Origin of the sequence: Nocardia ninae NBRC 108245 (genome assembly GCF_007990755.1) — a bacterium.
In the GTDB taxonomy this organism is placed as follows: domain Bacteria; phylum Actinomycetota; class Actinomycetes; order Mycobacteriales; family Mycobacteriaceae; genus Nocardia; species Nocardia ninae.
The window spans coordinates 37,786-60,039 of record NZ_BJXA01000057.1 but is presented as its reverse complement, the minus strand read 5'-3'; the positions used below and the strand labels follow the sequence as shown (position 1 = coordinate 60,039).

General features: G+C 68.1%; 13 protein-coding genes. 2 read left to right on the top strand and 11 right to left on the bottom strand.

The genetic code is table 11. From position 1 onward, the window contains the following. Positions 1-57: 57 nt before the first annotated feature. From NN4_RS31255 to NN4_RS31240, 4 genes are read right to left on the bottom strand one after another with little or no spacing between them, the layout of a single operon-like run. Complete coding sequence (locus NN4_RS31255) at positions 58-3,027, bottom strand: type I polyketide synthase (protein ID WP_147138973.1); 2,970 nt, start codon at positions 3,025-3,027, stop codon at positions 58-60. After that, on the bottom strand, positions 3,024-8,036 hold the full coding sequence (locus NN4_RS31250) for a condensation domain-containing protein (RefSeq protein ID WP_186818721.1): 5,013 nt from the start codon (positions 8,034-8,036) through the stop codon (positions 3,024-3,026). The genes NN4_RS31255 and NN4_RS31250 overlap by 4 nt, the downstream gene beginning before the upstream one ends. Next, a complete protein-coding gene (locus NN4_RS31245; RefSeq protein WP_147138968.1) occupies positions 8,020-11,322 on the bottom strand; it encodes a type I polyketide synthase in 3,303 nt (1,100 codons plus the stop codon). Before NN4_RS31245 ends, NN4_RS31250 begins: the two co-directional genes overlap by 17 nt. Before the next feature lie 16 nt (positions 11,323-11,338). After that, complete coding sequence (locus tag NN4_RS31240; RefSeq protein ID WP_147138967.1) at positions 11,339-12,175, bottom strand: CPBP family glutamic-type intramembrane protease; 837 nt, start codon at positions 12,173-12,175, stop codon at positions 11,339-11,341. A gap of 637 nt (positions 12,176-12,812) precedes the next feature. Between NN4_RS31240 and NN4_RS31235 the strand changes: the two genes are divergently transcribed. After that, the gene (locus NN4_RS31235; RefSeq protein WP_147138965.1) at positions 12,813-14,225 is read left to right on the top strand and encodes an MDR family MFS transporter; all 1,413 of its coding nucleotides are present in this window, start codon (positions 12,813-12,815) and stop codon (positions 14,223-14,225) included. Positions 14,226-14,260: 35 nt separating this feature from the next. Here the strand turns inward: NN4_RS31235 and NN4_RS31230 are convergent, their stop codons facing one another. The 6 genes from NN4_RS31230 to NN4_RS31205 all read right to left on the bottom strand — a co-directional run bounded on the left by NN4_RS31230 (position 14,261) and on the right by NN4_RS31205 (position 19,768). Further along, the gene (locus NN4_RS31230; protein ID WP_147138963.1) at positions 14,261-15,247 is read right to left on the bottom strand and encodes an endonuclease/exonuclease/phosphatase family protein; all 987 of its coding nucleotides are present in this window, start codon (positions 15,245-15,247) and stop codon (positions 14,261-14,263) included. A 490-nt stretch (positions 15,248-15,737) separates the two neighbouring features. Then, on the bottom strand, positions 15,738-16,490 hold the full coding sequence (locus NN4_RS31225) for a hypothetical protein (RefSeq protein WP_147138961.1): 753 nt from the start codon (positions 16,488-16,490) through the stop codon (positions 15,738-15,740). After that, positions 16,487-16,696, bottom strand: a complete 210-nt coding sequence (locus tag NN4_RS31220; protein ID WP_107661303.1) for a hypothetical protein — start codon at positions 16,694-16,696, stop codon at positions 16,487-16,489. The genes NN4_RS31225 and NN4_RS31220 overlap by 4 nt, the downstream gene beginning before the upstream one ends. Before the next feature lie 448 nt (positions 16,697-17,144). After that, the gene (locus NN4_RS31215; protein WP_147138959.1) at positions 17,145-17,405 is read right to left on the bottom strand and encodes a 2Fe-2S iron-sulfur cluster-binding protein; all 261 of its coding nucleotides are present in this window, start codon (positions 17,403-17,405) and stop codon (positions 17,145-17,147) included. Next, positions 17,402-18,745 carry an oxygenase MpaB family protein gene (locus tag NN4_RS31210; protein WP_147138958.1) on the bottom strand — a complete coding sequence of 448 codons (1,344 nt, stop codon included), beginning with the start codon at positions 18,743-18,745 and terminating at the stop codon, positions 17,402-17,404. Before NN4_RS31210 ends, NN4_RS31215 begins: the two co-directional genes overlap by 4 nt. A 3-nt stretch (positions 18,746-18,748) precedes the next feature. After that, positions 18,749-19,768: an oxygenase MpaB family protein gene (locus NN4_RS31205; protein ID WP_147138956.1), complete on the bottom strand. Its 1,020-nt coding sequence runs from the start codon at positions 19,766-19,768 to the stop codon at positions 18,749-18,751. Between the two features lie 47 nt (positions 19,769-19,815). On the opposite strand from NN4_RS31205, the gene NN4_RS31200 reads away from it, so the two are divergent. Then, a complete protein-coding gene (locus tag NN4_RS31200; protein ID WP_246181179.1) occupies positions 19,816-20,481 on the top strand; it encodes a TetR/AcrR family transcriptional regulator in 666 nt (221 codons plus the stop codon). A gap of 102 nt (positions 20,482-20,583) precedes the next feature. On the opposite strand, the gene NN4_RS31195 is transcribed toward NN4_RS31200, so the two are convergent. Next, on the bottom strand, positions 20,584-22,029 hold the full coding sequence (locus tag NN4_RS31195) for an amino acid permease (RefSeq protein ID WP_147138954.1): 1,446 nt from the start codon (positions 22,027-22,029) through the stop codon (positions 20,584-20,586). Positions 22,030-22,254: the final 225 nt, after the last annotated feature.

The following is a 22,254-nucleotide window of genomic DNA, read 5'->3' as shown; positions in this document are numbered from 1 at the left end:
CCACCGGCGGCCCAGCGGCGCAGCAACGCGCGGCGCGACGCTCCCGAATCGACGAGTTCAGGCATTGTTGCTCCGTTCTTCGGCCGCCCCCGGCTGCTCGAGCAGTTGCTCGACCTCGCTGTCGGACAGTTCGTCCAACCGCTGCATCAGATGTGCGGCGATGGTGTCGGCCATCCCCGCAGCCGTCGGCGCGGCGAACAGCTCGCCGAGGGCCAGTTCCAACGGGAAGACGGCGCGCAGCTGGGTCGCCACGTGCACCGCGAGCAGCGAATCGCCGCCCGCCTCGAAGAAATTCGCGTCACCGCCGATCTGCTCGACACCGAGCGCCGCGCACCAGACCGAGACGACCCGGTTGCGCACCGAGACCACGAAGTCGTCCTCGTCGTCTGTCGCGGTGTCATCGCTTTTCACCGGCGCCGCCGGGGCGGGTCGCTCGGTGTCGAAGCGCCGGGTGGGTACTGCTTCCGGCGGGTCGACCCAATAGCGTTTGAGGGCAAAGGGATACGTCGGCAAGCTGACGGTGGCCGGTGTCTCGCCGCCGTAGATGGCGTCGAAATCGACCGTGACACCGGATAACCAGAGTCGTGCCGCCGCGTCCACGATCGCGGACTCGGCCGAGCCCGTGCCGAGGCTGCCGACCGTCGCCGCTGCCCGATCGGCGGTGCGCAGGAACGAGACCAGCGACTTCCCCGGGCCGACCTCCAGCGCGACCGTCCCCTGATTCCTGCCGACCAGGCCGACGGCGGCCTCCCGGAAGCGCACCGTGCTGGTCATCTGCCGAGCCCAGTAGCCGGGGTCCACCGCCTGCTCGGCGGTGATCGGCGCACCGGTGACGTTGGACCAGAACGGGACCTGCTGGGCCTGCCGCGGCACGCCACGCACGAGCTCCGCGAAGCGGGCCGCTGCCTCGTCCATGAGGGGCGTGTGGAACGCGTGCCCGACGGGCAGCAGCGAGTTCGGGACACCCTCCTCCGACAGCTCACCGGCCAAACGGAACAGCGGCGCGGGTGCGCCGGCCACAACGCAGCGAGTGGCGGAGTTGTCGGCGGCGAGCCACACGTCCTCCGGCAGGCGGGCGGCGATGACGTCCACGCCCTTGGAGACGGCGAGCATGCCGCCGGGCGGTGCCGCCGCCATGATTCGGCCGCGCTCGACCACCAGGGCCAGCGCGTCGGGCAGCTCGAAGACGCCCGCGAGGGTGGCGCAGACGAGCTCGCCGAGGCTGTGACCCAGCAGATCCCGTGGTTCGGCGCCGAACTCGCGCCACATCTCAGCCAGTGCGTATTCGACCGCGAACAACGCGACCTGAGTCTGTTCGGTGCCGTCGCCGTTGCGTACCGCGGACTCCAGGTCGAAGCCGGTGCGGTCGCGCAGGATGTCCGCGCATTCGCGGAATCGGTCGCCGAATTGCCGGACGCTCGCGGCGAGTTCGAGGACGGCGGTGCCTAATGCGACGCCCTGGCCGGGGAACAACCAGGCGAGCGCGGGGGACGGTATGGCCTCCCCCACAGCGGGCTTACCGAGCGCGGCTGCGGCCTCTTCGGTGGTGCTCGCCACGACCATGCGGCGATGTGGGAAGGTACGGCGGCCGTGCGCCAAAGTGTGTGCGACGGAGGCGAGTTCCGCGTCGGTGCCGCGCAGGTGCTCGGCGAGCCGGGCAGCGATGCGGTCGGCGTCCTGGGCAGTACGGCCCGAGAACAGCAGTGCGCGCGGTCCCGGGTTCACGGTGGCGGGCTTTTGTGTCGGTGGCTGCTCCACGATCACGTGGGCGTTGGTGCCGCCGATACCGAAGGCGCTGACGCCTGCCCGGCGCACGTCGTCGGACCAGGCCCGCAGTTCTGTGTTGACGAAGAACGGGCTTGCCGCGAAATCTATTTCGGGATTCGGCCGGGTGTAGTGCAAGCTGGCCGGAATACGGCCCTCACGCACGGCGAGCACCGCCTTGATGAACCCCGCGACGCCGCCCGCCGAATTGAGGTGACCGACATTGGCTTTCACCGAACCGAGCGCGCAGTACTGGGTCGCGTCGGTGTGCTCGCGGTATGCCGCGCTCAGCGCCGACACCTCGATCGGGTCGCCGAGTTTGGTTCCGGTGCCGTGCGCCTCGACGTAGCCGATGGTGTCGGCGCTAATTCCGGCCGCCGACAACGCTTCTCGGATGACGGCGCGCTGGCCCGCGATGCCGGGGGCGGTGTAGCCGATCTTGTTGGCGCCGTCGTTGTTCACCGCGGAGCCCAGAATGACGGCGTGGATGTGGTCGCCGTCGGCGATCGCGTCGGCGAGCCGCTTGAGCACGACAACGCCGACACCCGAGCCGAAGACGGTGCCGCCCGCGTCGGCATCGAACGCCCGGCAGTGGCCGTCCGGGGAGAGGATCGACCCCTCCTCGTAGATGTAGCCGGCCTCCTGCGGCACCTGCACGCTGGCACCACCGGCCAGCGCCACGTCGCACTGGAAGTCGAGCAGCGCCTGCGCGGCCTGGTGCACGGCGACCAGCGAGGTGGAACACGCCGTCTGCACGGCGACGCTGGGACCGGTCAGGTTCAGCTTGTAGGACACCTTGGTGGCCATGTAGTCGGAGGCGTTGCCGTGCAATGCGTGCAGCTGCGAGCTGGGGCTCTGGAACACGCTCGCGTGCCCGACCAGGTTGCGCAGCAGATAGGTGCTGATGCCCGCGCCCGCGAAAACACCGACCGGCGTGGGCTTTTCGGCCGCGATATGCCCGGCGTCCTCCAGCGCCTCCCAGGCGCACAGCGTGAACAGGCGGTGCTGCGGGTCGGTGAGTTGCGCTTCGCGCGGGGTCATTTCGAAGAACTCCGCGTCGAACTTGTCGGCGTCAGCGAGCAACGCGCCCGCGTGCACGTAACCGGCGGGCGGGTCGGCGGGCATGGCCTCCGGCGCGAGCGGCCGCACCGATTCGCGGCCCTCGCACAGGTTGCGCCAGTACTCGGTGACGGTGTCCGCGTCCGGGAATCGGCACGCCATGCCGATCACCGCGACCCGGAACTCGCTGTCGTCGTGGGTCATCGCTGGCTCCCAACGCTGTCGGGCCGGGTCTCGGTGGCCTGGCGGTGTGCCCGGCGGCGGGCGGCGGCCGCGCGCCGGTCCTGTCCCCGGTCCGTGTCGTCCTGCGGGGCCGTCCGGCCGGCCAGCGACTTCGCCAGCCCGTCCACGGTCGGTGCGGCGAACAGGTCGGTCATCGCCAGTTCCACGCCGAGGCGGCGCTCGAGCAGGCCACGCACCCTGGCCAGCGCCAGCGAATGGCCGCCGAGGTCGAAGAAGTTCTGGCCGAGGCCGACCTCGCGGTCGAGCACCTGCGCCCACACCTCGGCGACGATCCGCTCCAGCTCGGTGCCCGGCGGAGTGAACACCGGTGCCGCGGCCGGGGCGATCTTCGGCAGTTTGGCGCGGTCCAGCTTTCCGGTGAGGCCGCGCGGCAGGTTGTCGAGGACCATGTAGGCCGACGGAATCATGTAGTCCGGCAGCCGAGTACGCAGGAACGCCGACAGCTCGAGGTAGTCGGGCTCCAGCGGGCCGTCCTGGGTGAGGTAGGCGACCAGCCGCGGCACGTCGGCCTCGGTGTCCAGCACCACGGCTGCCTCGCCGACCGTCGAGTGTGACCGCAGGAAGGTCTCGGCCTCGCCCGGTTCTACCCGGTGGCCGCGAATCTTGACCTGCCGGTCCTTGCGGCCGACGAACACCAGTGTGCCGTCGGGCAACCGCCGCGCCAGGTCGCCGGTCCGGTAGTAGGGAATGCCGTCGGAGCCGGTGCCGAATACCTTCTCGGTGAGTTCGCGCCGGTGCCAGTAGCCGATGGCCACGTGTGAGCTGCGCAGTGCGATCTCGCCGTAAACCTCGGTCGGGCGGCCACTTTCGTCGACCAGCTCCACCTCGACGCCCTCGACCGGGTGCCCGATCGGCACCCCGGCGCGGTCCGCGTCCTCGGGAGTGATGATGTGCTGCAAGGCGACCGAGCATTCGGACGGCCCGTACAGGCTCACCAGTCGGCAGGCCGGTGTGAAGTGCTTGCCGAAGTCGACGACGTCGCCGCGGACCACCTCTTCGCCACCGAGCGCGACCAACCGGAGGTCGGCGGGCACCCACGACCCGTCGGTGTCGCTGAGCAGGTAGCGGAAAAGTGTTGGGGTGCAGTGCAGCACGGTGACCCCGGCGCGTTCGATCTCCTCGCGCAGGCCCGCGGGGCTGAACAGATGCGGGTCGATCACGTACAGCTCGGCCCCCGCCACCGCGGCGCCGAACGAGTTCAGCACGCCCGCGTCGAAGGTGTAGCGGGCGGGCGCGGCCACGACGTCGTCGGGACCGATGCGCAGTCGCCGTGCATAGGTGACCGCGTGGGCCAGCGCGTTACCGCGGCTCTGCGCCACGCCTTTCGGACGGCCGGTCGAGCCCGACGTGTGCAGGATGTAGGCGAGGTCGTCGGTGCTGATGTGGGATTTCGCCCAGGTGGACAAGTCGTTGGTGAGGATCGTGCTGACGGCGGGGTCCGATTCGGCACGCCCGGAGACCGGGAAGACATGCGCCCCACCGGCGATCGAACGACCCAGCTCGGCCAGCGACGGATCGCACAGCAGCGCGGAGACATCCGCCTCCTCCATGATCTCGACCAGCCGGGCCTGCGGCGCGCGCGGGTCCAGCGGGACGTAGGCGACGCCTGCGCGCAAGGCCGCCCAGACCGCGACGAAACTCTCCGGCGTGTGGTCGTAGAGCAGCGCGACGCGGCTGCCGTCGAGCCCTGCGCCGATGAGCTTCTTGGCGATGACCGCGGTGATCGCGTCGAGCTCGGCGAAGCTCGTGCTGCGCTCCCCCGCGCGCAAGGCCGGGGCGCTGCCGCGCAGGTCGATCACGGTGTCCAGCCGGTCGATCAACAGCTCGTCCGGCGCCGCCTCTGGCACCATCGCGGTTCCCGGCAGTGCCCAGATCGCCTCGGTGACAGCTTCGTCCGGGTCCTCCAGGCCGATCTCGCCGACGCGCTGATCGGGTTCCGCCACGATGCTCGCGAGCGCCGTCGCGTAATGCCGCAGTGCCCGAACGGCGGTCGGTGCGTCGTAGAGGTCGGCGCTGTATTCCAGGGTCAGCTTGGTCGGGCCGTCGGTCTCGTCGACGGTGAGATCGAAGTCCATCTTGGCCGTCGTGCGAGGGGCATCGACGAGTTCGACCTCGAGGTCGGCCATGTCGAGAGACGGTGGCGGCGTGTTCAAGTAGTTGAACATGACCTGGGCCAGCGGGGTGCGGCTCATGTCCCTGGTCGGCACCATTGCCTCGATGACCTTCTCGAAAGGCAAGTCCTGGTTGGCATGTGCCGACAGGACCGTCTTGCCGACGCGGGCCACCAGTGCTGTGAAGGTTTCTTCCGGATCGACTTCGGTCCGCAGTGCCAAGGTGTTGAGGAAGCAGCCGACCAGCGGTTCCACCGCCGACCGGGTGCGCCCGGCGATCGGCGAGGCCACGATCAGATCCTGTTGGCGGGTATACCGATTCAGCATCGCGTAGAACGCGGCGAGCAGCACCGCGAAGGTGGTGACGCCGCTGCGGGCGGCGAGCGCCCTGACCTCGGCCATCACCTGCGGGTCGACGGCCAGCCGCTCCACCGCGCCGCGCGAGGTGCGGCGGGCCGGACGTGGCCGGTCGCCGGGGATCTCGGTGACCGTCGGGTCGGCCAGTTCGGTCCGCCAGAACTCCAGTTGCCCGTCGAGCCGGTCGGCATTGCCGCGCTGCCAGGCCGCGTAGTCCGCGTACTGCACCACCAGCGGCGGCAGCGGCGCGGCCACGCCCGCGACCGCGGCGCGGTAGTGCGCCGAAACCTCTTGGCTCAGTACGGCAACGGACCAACCGTCACACACGATGTGGTGGAGCGCGATGGCCAGCAGGTACTCGTCCGGGCCGGACTTGATCAGGTGGTAGCGCCAGACCGAGCCCTCGGCCAGATCGAACGGGGCACGGTAGACGCTCGCCGCGAGCTCGGCCTCGGCGTCGCCGCGCTGCTCGGGTGGCAACGTGCTGAGATCCGTGAAATCCAGCGGCCGTGGCGAATACGGGCGGACCACCTGACGCAGCTGACCGTCCTCGGTGGTCCGGTACACGCTGCGCAGCACCTCGTGCCGCTGTTCCACCAGCGCCAGCGCCTGCTCCACCGCGGCGACCTCGAGCTCGCCGCGCAGCCGCAGGCCGCCGGGCATGATGTAGGTGGCGTTGCCGGGGTCCAGGGTCTCCAGGAACCACAGGCGCTCCTGGGCGTAGGACACCGCGAGCAGCTCACCGTCCGCGCGTGGCGCGGCTTGCAGCGGTGGCAGCGAATCCTGCTCCGCGGACGCCGATTCGATCAACCGGGCGGCCGTCACGATCGTCGGGCTCTCGAAAAGCTCACGCAGCGAGACACTTACGCCGAACTCGTCGAGGATCTGGGAGATCACCCGGGTTGCCGCGAGGGACGTGCCGCCGAGCAAGAAGAAGTCGTCGTGGCGGCCGATGTCGGTGCGCTCGAGCGCCTGTGCCCAGAGGGCCGCGAGGCGGGTTTCCCGCTCGCCGATCGGGGCTTCGAAAGCGACCTCTGTGGATTCGGCCGAATCCGTTTCGGCCGCTTCGTCGTTCATCGTGTACGCACGCACCGGCAGTGCGGCGAGCAGGTCATCGACCGGCGTTTCCGGTGCGGTGGCCGCCGCGGCGGCGAGGGTCAGGAAGTCCTGGGCCAGGTCGGCTGCCGCCGCCGCATTGAGCAGCTTCGCGTTGTAGGTCAGGTGGCAGACCAGCTCCGAGCCGGTCTCGGCGACGTGCATCACCAGGTCGTAGAGGGTGGCGCCGGTGTCGATGGTGTGCCATTCGACGGTCAGGCCCCACTCGCTCAGATCGGGGCGCTCCAGCACCTGCTGCACGAACAGGGTCTGAAAGATCGGGCTGAAGGCCGGATCCCACGGTCCGCCGATGGCCTCGACGATCTGCTCGAACGGGACGGTCTCGTCGTCGTAGGCCACCATCGCGGTGTCGCGGGTGCGGTGCAACAGCTCGCGGAAGGTCTGTGCGGTCGTGAGATCGGCGCGGACCGGGACGGTGTTGACGAAGTGCCCGATGGTCTTCGCGAGCTCGGCGTACGGGCGGGCCGCCATCGGGATGCCGATGCAGAAGTCACGCTGTCCGGTGCGGTGCGCCAAAGTCAGTTCGTAGCAGGCCAACAGGAACACGAACGGTGGCACACCATTGGCCGCGGCACACGCGCGGACGGCGTCGGCCACCTGTCGCGGGAACGAAGTCTCGACGCGCGCACCGGTGTTGCCCACGCGCCGCGGGCGGCGACCGATGGACAGGTCCAGCGGCGGGGCGCCACGCAACAGTGCGGCCCGGCGTTCGACCGCCGCCGCTTGCGTTGCCGGCACGGCATGTTCGGCACTCCACACGGCGTAGTCGGCGTACTGACGCGGCGGAACGGGCAGGATGCTCTCCGCGTCGTGCCGGGCGGCACCGTAGGCCGCCCACAGCTGATCGATCAGCAGTGCTATCGACAATCCGTCCAGCACGAGGTGGTGCGCGACGACTGCGAGGATCCACTCCTGCTCGGCCAGCCGGATCAGCGCCCACCGCACCGGCGGCCGGGCCGCCAGGTCGAACGGGGCCCCTGCGAGGGATTCGAGCAGCTGATCGACCGCCGCCGCCCGCGCCTTCGCGGGCACCAAGCGCAGGTCGGGCGTCTGCCAATCTGCGTCGGTAGCCTCGACGACCTCGGCCCGCAGGCCATCCGGCGTCTCCTTGAAAACCGTGCGGAAGGCATGCTGCTGGTGGGTCACCGCGTCGGCGGCCGCGTGCAGTGCCGCGACATCGAGCGGTCCGGTGATCCGAATGCCCAGCGGCACATGGTAGATCGCGGCGTGACCGGCCAGCTGCTCGTGCAACCAGATGCCACGCTGGGCGGGCGTCACCGGGAACGGCCCCGCGCCCTCGCACAGCGGAACGGTGGTGGTGGAGATGCCCGCGGCGCGGCGTTCCCGCAGGCGCGCCAACGCCAGGCTGCTAGCCGGTGAGTTCATGATCGCTCTCCAAAAGGGCGGCATCGGCCTGTTCGACCATCAGCTCCTCCAGCGCCGCGGCCACCTGGGCCACGGTCGGCTCCTGCAACATGCGCCGGAGCGCGAACTCGATCTCGAAGAGTTCGCGGAGTCTGCGGACGAACTGGGTGGCGGCCAGCGAATGCCCGCCGATGCGGAAGAAGTTCTCGAACACGCCGACCTGCTCCAGACCGAGCAGCTCGGCCCACATCTCGGCGACCACCTGCTCGTATTCGGTACGCGGCGCGACGTAGTCGACGTCGGCGGTGAACAGATCCGTCGTCGCGCGCGACACCGGGGCCGCTTCGACACTCGGCACGCCGCCGACGATCCGATACGACTTGCGCTCGAACGGATACAACGGCAACCGGGCCTGCGGCCGCTGCACCGCGTCCACGCCGGCCCAGCGCACCTCGTGCCCGCGGACATGCAGTTCGCCGAGGGCGGCCAGCAGCACCGACAGGTCGTCCACGTCGCGGACCAGCGACGGCACCGCGACCCCGGCTCGATCATGATGGCGGAGCAGGCTTTTCAGCATGCCGTTGAGTGCGGGGTGCGGGCCGATCTCGATGAACGAGCCGACGTTGGCGTCGATCATGGCGCCCACCGCCTCCGCGAACTGCACCGGGCGCACCACCTGATCGGTCCAGTAGAGGCCGTTCAGTTGCGCGCCGTCGACCCGGCCGCCGGTGACGGTCGAGAAGAACGGGATGCTGCCCTCGCGGGGTTGGATGCACGGCATGTCCGCCGCGAATTCCGGCAGGCAGTCGCGCATCAGCGGCGAGTGGAAGGCGTAGCGGCCGGGCAGGCGGCGGGTCATCACCTGCTCGCCGTCCAGCCGGGCCAGGAAGCCGTCGACGGCACTCGTGTTGCCCGAGATCAGCGTCCACTTCGGTCCATTGGTGCCCGCGAGGTAGACCCGTTGCGGCAGTTCGAGTTCCGCGGCGGGCAGGTTGACCACGGCCATGCAGCCGTTGTCACGCAGTCGCGCAGTAGCTTTGGCCCGAGCCGCGATGATCTGTGCCGCGGTACGCAGGTCGATCGCACCGCTGACGTGTGCGGCGGCGACCTCACCGACGCTGTGTCCCACCACGGCGGCGGGGGTGATCCCCCACGACTGCCACAGCGTCGCAAGAGCGACCTGAAGGGCGAACAGCACCGGCTGCGCCGTGCCGGTGTCGGCGAGAGCCTCCTCGTCCCGGCCCCGATCGAGCACGGCGAAGGTGGACCAGCCGAGTTCGACGCGCAACTCGCGATCGACCGCGAGCAAGGCGTCACGGAATACCGGCTGGTGCCGAATCAGCTTGCGTCCCATGCCGACCCACTGATTGCCCTGGCCGGTGAAGACGAAGCCCACCTTGCCCGGCCCACTGCGCGGCACCCGGCCCGCGGCGGCGCCGAGCGGCAGCGAACCGCCGGAGATGGCGGTGAGCTGCTCGGCCAGGTCCGCGTGGTCGCGCGCGGCGACGGCCACCCGGAACGGATGCTGGGCCCGACGCGCGGTCGAGGTCTGCGCCAGTTCGGCGATCGGCGCTGCCGTGCCGTCGCGTAGCATGTCGATCCAGCTGTCGACCAGGTCGAGCGTCGATTGCTCGCTGCGGCCGGAAATGCTGACCAGGTAAGGCTTTTCGGTTGCCGCAGGGCGTGCCGCCGGTGCGGGTGGGCCGGTCAAGACGGCGTGCGCGTTCGTGCCGCCGAAGCCGAAGGAGCTCACGCCCGCCAGTGCCCGCCCACTACGGCGCGGCCAATCCTGGTTCGCCGCAGGCACGTCGAACGGCAGCTCGTCGAAAGCGATGTGCTTGCTCGGCGATTCGAAGTTCAGGTTCGCGGGCACCTGCCCGTGGTGCAGCGCCAGGGCGGTCTTCACCAGCCCGGTGATGCCCGCGGCGGCCTCGAGGTGGCCGACCACCGTCTTGGCCGAGCCGACCAGGAATTTATCTTCGCTACCGCGGTTCTCGGCGAAGACGGCGCCCAATGCGCGGGCTTCGATGGCGTCGCCGAGGATGGTGCCGGTGCCGTGTGCCTCGATGTACTGCACGTCGCCGGGGTGCACACCGGCCCGTCGATAGGCGCGGCGCAGCACGTCGACCTGGGACTGGTAGCTGGGCGCGGTCAGCCCGTTGGTACGGCCGTCCTGGTTTATCGCCGAGCCGAGCAGCACCGCGTACACGCGATCGCCGTCCTGTTCGGCCTGCGCCAAAGGCTTCAGTACGACGGCGGCGCTGCCCTCGCCGCGGACATATCCGTCGGCGCGCTCGTCGAAGGTCTTGCATCGCCCGTCGGCGGCCATCATGCCCGCGTCGGCCAGCGACTCGGTGACCCGCGGGTCGAGGGTCATGTTCACCCCGCCGACCACGGCGACATCGCAGTCGCCGTCGTGCAGGCTGCGCAGCGCCATGTGCAGGGCCACCAGCGACGACGAGCAGGCGGTGTCCACGCTGACGCTCGGGCCGCGCAGGTCGTAGAGGTAGGACAGGCGGTTTGCCGCGATGCTGCTGGCATTGCCGGTGACGGCGGCGATCGGCATCCCGAACTCGGCGGCCTCGCCCATGCCACGGGCATAGTCGCCCGCGGTGATGCCCACAAAGGTGCCGGTCGAGGTGCCGGCCAGCCGTTCTACCGGCACGCCCGCGTCCTCGAAGGCGTCGGCCACGGTCTCCGCGAGCAGGCGATGCTGCGGGTCCATCGCCGCGGCCTCGGCGTCGCCGATGCCGAAGTAGTTGGCGTCGAACGCGTACGGGTCCTCGAGGAAGGCGCCGAACCAGGCGCGGCGTCGCTCGCCGCGCGCGCCGCCGGACGGCGGCCAGTCGTGCCTGGCGTCCGGCGCTTCGCCGACCAATTCCCGGCCGCGCCAGAGGGTTTCCCACAGCTGCTCGGGTCCGCGCAGTCCGGGGAACGAGCAACCGATGCCGATGATGGCCACCGGTTCCTGCGCGGTGTTGTCCCGAACCGGGCGCCCCCCGACTTCGGGCTCCCGATCCCGGGTATCCGGCACTACCGGTTCGCTGCTGTCCTGCGCCGCCGCGAGCCCCTCGGCAAGGGCGTGCACGGTCGGATACTCCCAGGGCAGATCCGGCGGGAGCGGTTTACCCATCCAGGTGGAAATCTTGCCCACGAATACCAGCGCCACCGCCGAGGTGAGCCCGAAACTCGCGAAAGGCTCACTCAGCGCGACATCATCGGTGGCAATGTCCAATAAATCCCCGAGTGTTTCGGTGAGAAACAAACTGATCTCGTCGGCCGTCCGACGGGCCATTTCTGCAGACATCTAAGCACTATCCCTACTACGTAGAAACAGAAGTACGTGGCTCGACTGAATTTTCAGTATTGTCCGCGACGGCGGGGACATTATGGTCGCTCAGGGTTTTCCCGGGAATTTCGGACAATCCACGCGCGGCCAGATTGCGCCGGGCCTGGGCCAGCGGGAATGCCAGCACGCGCAGGTCGTGGAAGAGCTTCACCGCGATGGTCGGCCAGATCGCACCGGTCAATTTGTAGGTGAGCGCCAGCGCGACGCCACCGAATATCACCTGGGCGGAGACGGCAGGCCGGAATCCGTGCCGCAGGCCATCGATGACGCCACCGGCAACGATGATCAGGATCCAGAAGGGCAGGTCCGGCCAGAGCAGCGCCACCGCGTAGATGGTGAAGCCGCGGTAGACGACCTCCTCGGCGGGCGTGCTGAAGGAGTTCGCCAGCCACCAGAACCGCTCGATGGAGGTCTCCGGCGTGATGAAGACGACGTACTCGATCTTGCTCGCGATCCAGTCCTTGCCGCGCTGCCCGCCGAGCAGCGGAATCAGCACGGGGCCAAACAGATACGAGACGTAGATGGTGACGATGGCCAGGCTGATGATCTTCTCCGCGAGCGAGAAGCCGCGGAAGACGCTGAAGTCGAAGTGGGTCAGCCCGAGCTCGTGCACCGAGGTGCCGCTCACCGCGAACGCCACGATGATGACCGCCAGCGTGGCCCAGGTGCGGAAGACGCCGCCCTGGTACAGGCGCACGCGCGCGTCGGATCGCGCACCGAATTCACGCGTGAAGACGCGGACCGAGAATATCTCGAAAAATGGCTCCGCGAAGACGAGATAGACAAGCAGAATTATGCAGAAGATTTCCATCGGGAGGCCCCGTTCACTATCCGGTCGGGTCGGTATCTAGATTGAATGGATTGGGGTCGTCCGCGCCCTCACGCTTAGGACAACGATTCATTTCGACGCTGAGGAAACATCAGTGAAATGCTCAACTGCCCGAGCCTTAACACCACCTACCTACAGCGTCGTCCTGAACACATCGGCAGACAGTACAACCGTACTGAGATGACTGTCTACAGCTTCCACCTGGAAGCGCCTGTGAGCTGAGACACCGGAATTATACGGAGTAAGGACCTCCGCATGCAGTTGGGGTGGAACGTCCTGTTCGCGCCGTTTTTTCGCCCGATTCCACCTGGTCGGACAAACGTCGTTAACCATTCACCGCAGTGCATTCAACTACCGGCAACATTCGGCGCGGTTCAGCAGAACGTCGAGTTACGTCAATTTGATTGCTAATTGTTTGCCAGAGATGTGCGGTAGTCCAACTCCGTATGTACGACAGTCCAACATCGCCGGTTTCGGCCGCAGGGTGCCCACTGCCCGCCGCCACCGTCTTCCCGCCGCGCGCCGGTCCCGAGGGGTGGGAAAATTCCAGGCGGGAATAGCTGACATCGCGATACGTTCGTGATGATGGTTAGTCGAACAAACGAAAGGGGCCGCGCGCGTGGCGACCGAGACAGTGGCATCGTCCGTCGGCTTCCGGTCGGAGCGAGGTGCCATCCTCGGCGCGCTGATGCTGTCGACCGGTTTGGTGGCGTTGGATTCCACCATCATCGCCACCGCGGTGCTGACCATCACCAGCACGCTCGGCGGCTTCGCCCAGTTCCCGTGGCTCTTCTCCATCTATCTGCTGGCGCAGGCGGTCACCGTGCCGATCTACGGCAAGCTCGCCGACACGGTCGGGCGTAAGCCGGTCCTGATGTTCGGAATCGCGGTGTTCGCGCTCGGCTCACTACTATGCGGGCTGGCGACCAGCATGCTCGGGCTGATCATCTTCCGGGCGGTGCAGGGCATCGGCGCCGGTGCGATCCAGCCGATGACGATGACCATCGCGAGTGACCTCTACACACTGACCGAGCGGGCCAAGGTGCAGGGTTACCTGGCGAGCGTGTGGGCCATGTCGTCGGTGGCCGGGCCGCTGCTCGGCGGTGTTTTCGCGGATTACCTCAGCTGGCGCTGGATCTTCCTGATCAACCTGCCGCTCTCGGCGGTGGCCGCGTGGATGCTGCTGCGCAAGTTCACCGAGAGCGCGCCGCGCCGCAAGCAACAGGTGGACTATCTCGGTGCGGCGCTGTTGACGATCGGCGCGGGTGCGCTGATCCTCGGGTTACTCGAGGGCGGACAAGCCTGGGCGTGGGACTCCCCCGCGAGCATCGGCATCTTCGCCGGCGGCGCGGCACTGCTCGTGCTGTTCGGTCTGGTCGAGCGGCGGGCGGCCAATCCCATTCTGCCGCTGTGGGTGTTCACCCGGCGGGTGGTCATCGCGAGCAGCCTGGTCTCGGTGCTGGTCGGGGCCATCCTGGTCGGATTGACCACCTACGTACCGACTTTCACGCAGGGCGTGCTCGGGACCGGTGCGCTCGTCGCGGGGCTCACCGTCGGTGCGCTCACCCTCGGCTGGCCGATTGCCGCGTCCCAGGCAGGAAAGGTGTACCTGCGCATCGGGTTCCGGGCGACCGCGCTGATCGGCAGTGGGCTGGCGACCGTCGGTGCCGTGACCACGCTGCTGATCACCGAGGACTCGACACTGTGGCAGGTTGCCGGGTCGTGTTTCGTGATCGGTGTCGGGATGGGTTTGGTCGCGACGCCCACCCTCATCGCGGCGCAGACGAGCGCGGACTGGACCGAGCGGGGTGTGGTGACCTCGGCCAATATGTTCGCGCGCTCGATCGGTAGTGCGGTGGGTGTCGCGGTCTTCGGGGCGATCGTGAACGCGCGGGTCGGCGACACCGATCATCCGGTGCCCGCGATCCTGTCGTCGGCGGTGCATCTGGTCTTCATCACGGTGGCGGTGATGGCGGGTGTGATGGTGCTGGCTGCGGCGTGCATGCCGAGTAGGAAGATCGTCGTCAGCTAGGGTCCTGTGCCGAAGTCCGGCCGGATGGGACTTCGTCAGGCGAACTCGAACGTCGCGACGATCGGTGCGTGATCGGACTCGGGGAACTTCTTGTCCGTCGCGAAGTCGGCGGACTCGTCGTGCAGCAACTCGTTGTGGATCTCCGTGCCGCGGTAGTGGGCCAGCAGATTGCGGGTGACCAGCAGGTGGTCCAGCATGTAGCCGGTGCCGTGGTGGAACAGCGAGTAGCGCGCGGATTCGGGGATGGTGTTCTCCAGCGGCACCAGGACGCGGCCGGCCAGCGCGCCGTTGCCGGTGTCCTCGACATTGCCGAGGATCGCGACCAGCGGCACCTCGTCGGTGGTGGAGTTGAAGTCGCCGGCCACCACGATGCGAGCGTTCGGGTCCTGGTCGAGGATCTGGTCGACCAGGCGCCGGACCTCCACGGCCTGACTCATCCGCTTCATGTCGGACAGGAACGAACCCTCGGCCGCCGCGCCCGCGTCGCGCCAGGTGAAGCGGTCCAGCTTCTGGCCGGTGATGTCGGTGGGCAGTTTCGACTTCAGGTGCACCACGATCACGTGCAGCGGGGCGCCGAGCAGGTCCAATTCCACGTGCAGGATCGGGCGTTCGATGCCGATCGTCTGTGGTTGCAGCGCAGGGGGATTCGCGGTCAGCACCTGGTAAACCGGGGCGGCGACGAGATCGTTGAGCAGTTGGGCGCGGGCGGTGACCGGCAGCGAGGTGACCACCGCGAGATTGCGTTCGTCGAACACCTCGCCGTTCGCCTTCTCCGTCGATACGACATTGCGGCCGGCCAGTGCGGTGCCCTGGAGTAGTTCGGCCAGGGCGAGCAGCGATCGAGGTTGTCCGGGGCGCTCTTGGCCGTTCACCTCCTGCAAGCACAGGACGTCGGCGCGGAGGCGGTCGAGCTGCGGGCGCATCACGGCGATGCGGTCGGCGAGGGTCGGCTCGAACGGGGTGGGGTTCGGCGTCTCGTCGAAGTTTTCCAGATTGAACGTCGCGATACGAAGGGTGACCATGGCACACATCCTCATCAGGCCCCGACGATTCCAACAGCTCTATTCTCGTACTGCTTGGCGGGCGGAGCGTACGTAGCCGACTACCTGAAAATCCCTGACCCCGGTGGGTTCATGATCAACGGTACCTAGTGGCGGCGAACTGCGAGTGGTGCCGCCGACCCTTCCCGAACCGCTGCACGCGACCACCGCACCGTTTCTGGGGGTCCGCACCGACTCTCGGGACCTGCACCAACTCGGGTGCCCGGCCGTAGTCGCGAAGAACTACGAGTGAATCCGCCGTCATGTCCCGCACGAAGCAGGGCTGGGCGGCGTGCGGGACATAGTGGTGGACAAGTGCGAGTGGAGCCGCCATCAGGTACCGCTCGGCGCGGGGTCGGGTCGCTCGTGGGACATGGCGGCGGAGTGCGGGTGGGGTGCTGTCATGGCCAGTCGGTGCAGATCGCGAGAAGGGGTGCTGATCCGAGAAGGGTGCGCCAGTTCGGGGTTGGGGTTATGTGGGGCGGCGGTCGGCGATCTCGGTGAGGGCGCGGTCGCGGAGGGCGGGTGGGAGTTGGTTGGCTGCGGCGCGGACCGTGGCGAGGGCTGGGTCGGGCAGGCCGTCGAGGGTGCTGCGGTATTCGTCCCAGAGGTCGTGTTCGGCGGCGGCGCGGAGCATCTCGGCCAGCTTTGCCTCGGAGACCAAGGCGACCAGGCGTGCCAGGTGTTCGGCGTCATCGACGAGGTAGGCGGCGTGCAGCAGGGCGGTGCCGTCGAGGGCGTCTTGCGCGGCGCGGGCGGCGTCATCGGAGATGACGGCCATCAGGTCGCCGAGGGTGATCCAATCCTGGTGGCGGGCAAGGAGTTTGCCGACGGCGACGATGGTGTCCGTCGGTAGGTCGGCGATGAGATACGCGGAGCGGCGCGCGTCGAGCAGTGGTGCGACCTCGGCGAGGAAGTCGACGGGCAGGCGCTTGGCGACGTCGACCGCGTGCGATGGCTCCAGCACTCCCGCCATGCGTGCCGCGAGCAGCGCGTTGCGGTTGCGGGCGACCAGCTTCGCGATGATCTGGGCGGGGATCACCTTGGCCGCAGCAGCGACCTTGCGCAGCCCGCCGGATTGGCTTTCGAACAGCAGGTCGGCGATCTGGAAACGGAAGTCTCTGAGGTCCGTCGCTGGGACGTCGGCGAGGTAGTCGAGCCGGTCGACGGGCACGCCGAGCGTGCGGGCGAGCTTGGTCAGCTGAGCGCCCGCCACATCGGTCACAGCCCCGCCGCCTTCTTGACCGCACCGCGCAGGAACCGAGGCACGAAGTCCAGCAGCGAGTACGCGGCGGTTTCCAAGTCGGCCGCCTGCTTACGCCTGGCCTCCACCACCACCGTGGCAAGTTCGGCCTGCACCTCCGGCGCCAGCCCGGCGATCCCCGCGGGCAGTTCGCCCGGCACCAACTCCGCCAACGTCTTAGTTGTCATGCTCCAACCTCCACCGCTCGACCCAGCACCGAATCGCCCCCGACCACGCTTCCTGAGGCCCGGCCTTGTTGCACGCAACGCTACTGTGCCGAGAGCCTGCACGCCGCGCGCGAAGCCATGATCACAACCGCCGCACGCCCGTGCAACCTCGGCACCGCACACCCGTGCAGCCTGGGCGTATGTCAGCGCAACCTGTCGGTGCGCGCCGCTGCAAACCCTGCCAACGCGCGCCGGTGCAACCCTCGGTGTGCAAGCACTGACCCCGCTGGCGGGCATCGAACAGAGCGGCTCGGCGAGTCGCGAGTCTCCAGTCGTCGCCCGCCGAGCCCTCCTCGCCGCAGCCGCCGCGGTTCGATGCGCGCGCCGCTGCTCGCCGCCATCGGTTTCCGGCTCTGCGGCTTGGCAAGTCACGAGTCTGTCGCCGCCCGCTGAGGCCCGGCTGCTCTGGCTACAGGTCGAGGACTAGGTGGGTGAGGGTGCCGGGGGCGGTGGTGCAGAGGCGGAGTGGGCGCGGGTAGTGGTCGGGTCGGGTGCCGGTTCCGGACAGGGCGACGGTTTCGCAGGTTCCGCAGATGCCTGCCCGGCACATCGAGTCGACGGCGACGCCTACGTTCTCCAAGGCCTCGAGCACGGTCAGTGCGGGTGGGACGAGCACCGTGCGGCCGGATCGGTGCAGCTCGACAACGAGCGGTGGGGATTGGTGGGTCATCGGATCGGGCAGCGGGCCAGTCCGGTGGCCGAGTTGTCGTGTTGGTCGTAGGGGGTGCCGTAGATGCCGACGCGGGCGGCGAGGAGCTTGGCGACCTTGGTGTTGCGGCGCCAGACCGGGTCGTCGGTGGCCGCGCGGCGCTGCATGCGGCTGTGTGCGCCGGGGAGTGTGTCGTCGAGTGCTCGGAGGCGGACGTCAAGTGCTGCGGCGACGCCCGTCAGCGTGGCCCACGGTTGGACCGGTACGTCACGTAATGGCGTACTGCGGAGCAACTCTCGGACGAGTGACTCGCTACTGAAGTAGGTCAGCAGGCCGAGCAGCGGTGCCGTGGCTTGGACTTTCAGCCGATCGACCAAGCTTGTGCCACCGGCCAGGCGATGGGTAGCCGCGCCGGCCATGTTCGCCGTCCACTGCGGTGCGACACCGGCGGTCGCGACCATATAGTCCGACATCTCCATGCCTTCGCGGGCGGTGCGCGGGATCAGTTCGTCCGCGACGCCGAACACGTAGGCGATGTAGGCCCAATAGTGCATCACCGCATCTAGTTGCCGCTCAGTGCATTTGCGGCCGTGTGCGTGGTCGAAGCACATCGGCGAGAGTCCGAAGGTGACCGCCGCGCCCATCATGGTGCTGTTGGAGATGGGGTTGCCGTGCTCGGCGAAATGGTCCGCGCCCCAGGCTCGGCGCAGCCCGGCGCGCACCTGGGCGTGCATGAGTCGCACGCGGACAGTGTCTTTGAAGACCGGGGACCAGCGGTCCATGCCGCCGCGCACCGTCACATTACGGAACCAGGTGGAGGTCTCCAGGTTTCGCCGATAGGGGTCGTTGACGAACCGGCCGGTGGCCCCGGTCGCGGACGCGACTTCGGCGCCGACGAAGGTGCCCATGAAGTCCTGCACGCCCATGGCGAGTTTGCCGGAGGTGGAGACGTTGATCCACAGTTGGCGGCCGTATTCCCAGAGGTCGGGGTCGTACCAGTCCGGCGGGTTGTCGAGCGTGGCGAACAGCGCGACCAGGTCCGGGGGTGGATCGTCCAGGGTGTCGATGCCGTGGTCGAGCGCGTGCTCGAGCAGGCGTCTGCCCTCGGCCGTGCCGATCCGGCCGAACGCGGCGACGAGCCGGTCCATCGGTTCGTCGCCCTGCCAAAGGTGGTCGGCCATCAGCCGGGTGCGTGGCGTTTCGGCCGGGACCGGGCGCACCTCGATCCACGGCGACAGTATCGATTTCCTTGGCTCGTACCATAATTCGCTCGCAACGGCGCGCGGCGGTGGTGGTCGCAGCGGCATGCCGGGGCGGTAGTAGTAGTCGTTGGGGTGTGCGGCGGTATTCACGTCCAGCATCGGTCAAAATCCTGTCAGTTGCCGGAATTTCGTGGCGGGAGTCGACCCGTGATCGGCGTGGACCGGGCAATAGTGTTTGGGATCGTCGCGGTGTTCGGTTGCGGGCCAGAGCAATTCGGGGGCCTCGGGCGGCGGTAGCGTGGCGGGCCGCAGTCCGCGTTCGCGGCGGCGCCCGGCCCGGATGCGCGGGAAGAAGTAGCGGATCTCGTCCGGCGTCACCCGGTTCATCGCCGTGAACAGCGCGCACCAGCGGTCGAACCAGAACTGGTCGCGGCGGGTCCAGGTGAAGCCCATGGTGCGCCGGATCGACGGGTCGCACAGGCCGACGGTGACGAACTGATAGAACCTGGCGCCGAACGGGCGAACCATCTTCTCCCACAGTGATTTCGGCAGCATGTCCAGCACCGGGAACGGCGGTACGGGCGCGTTCTCGGCCAGGCGGTAGACATCCCATGCGGCCTGGGTCGGCTCCAAGACGTTGTCGCACATGTCGTTCCAGTAATCCTGGAACTCCGGCCAGCTCTTCGGAACCACCCGCATGCTCATCCCGTACATCTCGTACCACTGGTACTGCTCGCGCCACAGCTGTTCACGTTGTTCGGGCGAGAGTCCGCCCATGAACAGCTCGCCGGCGCGCAGGGTCTGCACGAAGAACACCGCGTGCGCCCAGTAGAAGGTGCCGGGATCGAGGGCGTGGTATCGGCGTCCCTGCGCGTCGGTGCCTTTGATCGTGCGGTGGTAGTTCACGATCTCGCGGGCAGTCTGCTCGGCACGCGGCCCGTCGAAGACCACGCCGACGATCGGGTACGCCGACCGCAGCACCCGCTGATAGAACTCGTCCTGGATCTCGGAGTGGTACTCCACGCCCGCGCCGAGGCCGGGGTGCATGTTCTGCACCATGCCGAGGAAAAGTCCGCTGGGCGCGAAATAGAGGGAACCGAAGATCCGCCAGGTCAACGAGTCCGGACCGAGTGGCACGGGCGCACTGGGGCTCTCGTGCACGACGTCATTGTGTGCAACCATGAAACGATGCTGACACGAATAAATACTCGCGTTCAATTCGTCTTCTGATGCCACCGAAGACGCGGAAAACGCCGCAGCAGCAGCGCTCTCGCGCCATGGTGGCGCGCATCATCGATGCCGGGCAGACCGTGCTCATCGAACACGGCTACGACGGCGCGTCCACCAACCGGATCGCCGACGCCGCGGGCATCAGTCCCGGTTCGCTGTACCAATACTTTCCGGGCAAGGACGCCATCGTCACCGCGGTGATCGACCGCTACAACAGCGAGGTGGCGTCGCGGGTGCACAGCAGCGTGCTCGCGCAGTTGCACGAGCCGCCCGAAACCGCCGTCCCGGCAACGATTTCCGCGCTGCTCGACGCGCTGGGCAGCCATCCGGCGCTGCTGCGCGCGGTCATCGAGCAGACGCCGCGGCTCAGCGGGGACAACACCGTCTTCGCCTTCGAGCAGCAGATCGGCGACCTGGCCCGGGTCGCGCTGACCATGCACCGGGACTCGCTGCCCGACGATGTGGACTTCGCGGCGGCGTCCTGGATGCTGGTCCGCACGGTCGAGCACCTGGCCATCCGGTACATCCTGGATCAGCCGCCGGTCTCCCGCGAGCGCTTCCTGGCCGACATCACCCGCCTGGTGCTGAACTTCTTCCTTCCCGCGCCGGGCTCGCTACCTGCGCAAACCTCGAAACAGCGGCGATCACGAGCAGAACGCGAGTAACCCAGACAGTTGAGCCGAGAGCCGCACACCTCCTGATTTTCCGCGTACAAAATCGGATGCGATTCGGTATGCGGGAAATCGAGAGGTGTGCGGCTGTCGCGACTAGCGGGCGGCGGACTTGCGCGCGGGATCCGTTGCGTCGGCGCTCTTTCCGAGGCGGGTGAGGGCGAGGTAGCCGACGGAGACCAGCACCGCCCAGACGACGCCCACGGCTACGGCGGTGCGGCCGCTCTCGGTGAAGAAGAGCAGAACGACCACCAGCGCGAGGAACGCCAGCGCCAACACCGTCGTGTACGGCGCGGCGGGCAGGCGATAGTCGGCGGCGGGGAGCTCACCGCGGGCCACCCTGGCGCGGTAGATCAGGTGACAGACCAGGATCATGCCCCACACGAAGATGATGCCGATGGTGCTCACCGAGGTGATGTAGGCGAACGCCTTGTCCGGGGAGATGATGTTGACGATCACGCCGATGACCATCATCGCCGCCGACGCCGAGATGCCGATGTAGGGCACGTGGCGCGCGCTCAGCTTGCTGAGCGCGGACGGGGCTTCGCCGTGCAGCGACAAGGTGCGCAGCATGCGGCCGGTCGAGTAGATGCCCGAGTTGCACGAGGACAACGCGGCCGTCAGCAGCACGAAGTTGATGATGCCCGCCGCGCCGGGGATGCCGATCTGCTGGAACACCTCGACGAACGGGCTCTTGCCCGCCTGGAACGTGCGCCAGCTGGACACCGACATGATCACCAGCAGCGCGCCGACATAGAACAGGCCGATGCGGAACGGCAGCGTATTGATCGCCTTGCGCAGGGTCTTGCGCGGTTCGCGCGCCTCACCGGCGGTGACGCCGACCAGCTCGACGCCGACGTAGGCGAACAGCACGATCTGCAACACCAGCAGCGACTGCCCGAAGCCGTTCGGGAACACGCCGCCGTCGGCCCACAGGTTGGTGACGGTCGGGTTCGCGGCATGACCGAAACCGATGGTCAGCACGCCGATACCGAGCAGGATCATGCCGATGATCGCGGTGACCTTGATGGCGGAGAACCAGAACTCGCCCTCACCGAACAGCCGCACCGAGATCAGGTTCGCCGCGAACATCAGCGCGAGCACCACCAGCGCCGTGATCCACGGCTTGATGTCGAACCAGTACTGCACGTACTTGCCCGCCACGGTGATCTCGGCCATGCAGGTGGCCACCCACACCGCCCAGTACGACCACCCGGTGACGAAACCGGCGTAACGGCCGAGGAATTCGTGCGCGTACTCCGCGAAACTGCCGGAGACCGGTCGATAGGTGAGCAACTCCCCCAGCGCCCGCATGATCACGAAGATCGCCAGGCCCGCCGCCAGGTAAGCGAGGATCAGGGCCGGTCCGGCCTGCTCGATCGCGCCACCCGCGCCGTAGAACAGGCCGGTGCCGATGGCGCCGCCGATGGCGATCATCTGAATGGTGCGCGGGCTCAGGCCGCGCGAATAGCCCTCCGAGTCCCCGGTGCCGGTCGAATCGTGCGTTCCAGCGTCCGATAAATGACTGTCGGCGGCTGTCATAGTGCGGTCCTTCTCTCGTGCGGCAACGACGCGGCGCCCGGGATCGTCGGTCGGTGACCCCGGACACATGACATGGGATCATCGCATGTTTCGGGATCGATCGGCACGTCACGCTACCGGCCCCGGTGGGCGCGGGCGTAGTTCCCGGCGGTCGATGAGGGTAACACCGCAGGTCAGGTGACTCGCTACGCGCCGAGCAGACTACGGATTCGCGGTGCTGGGGAT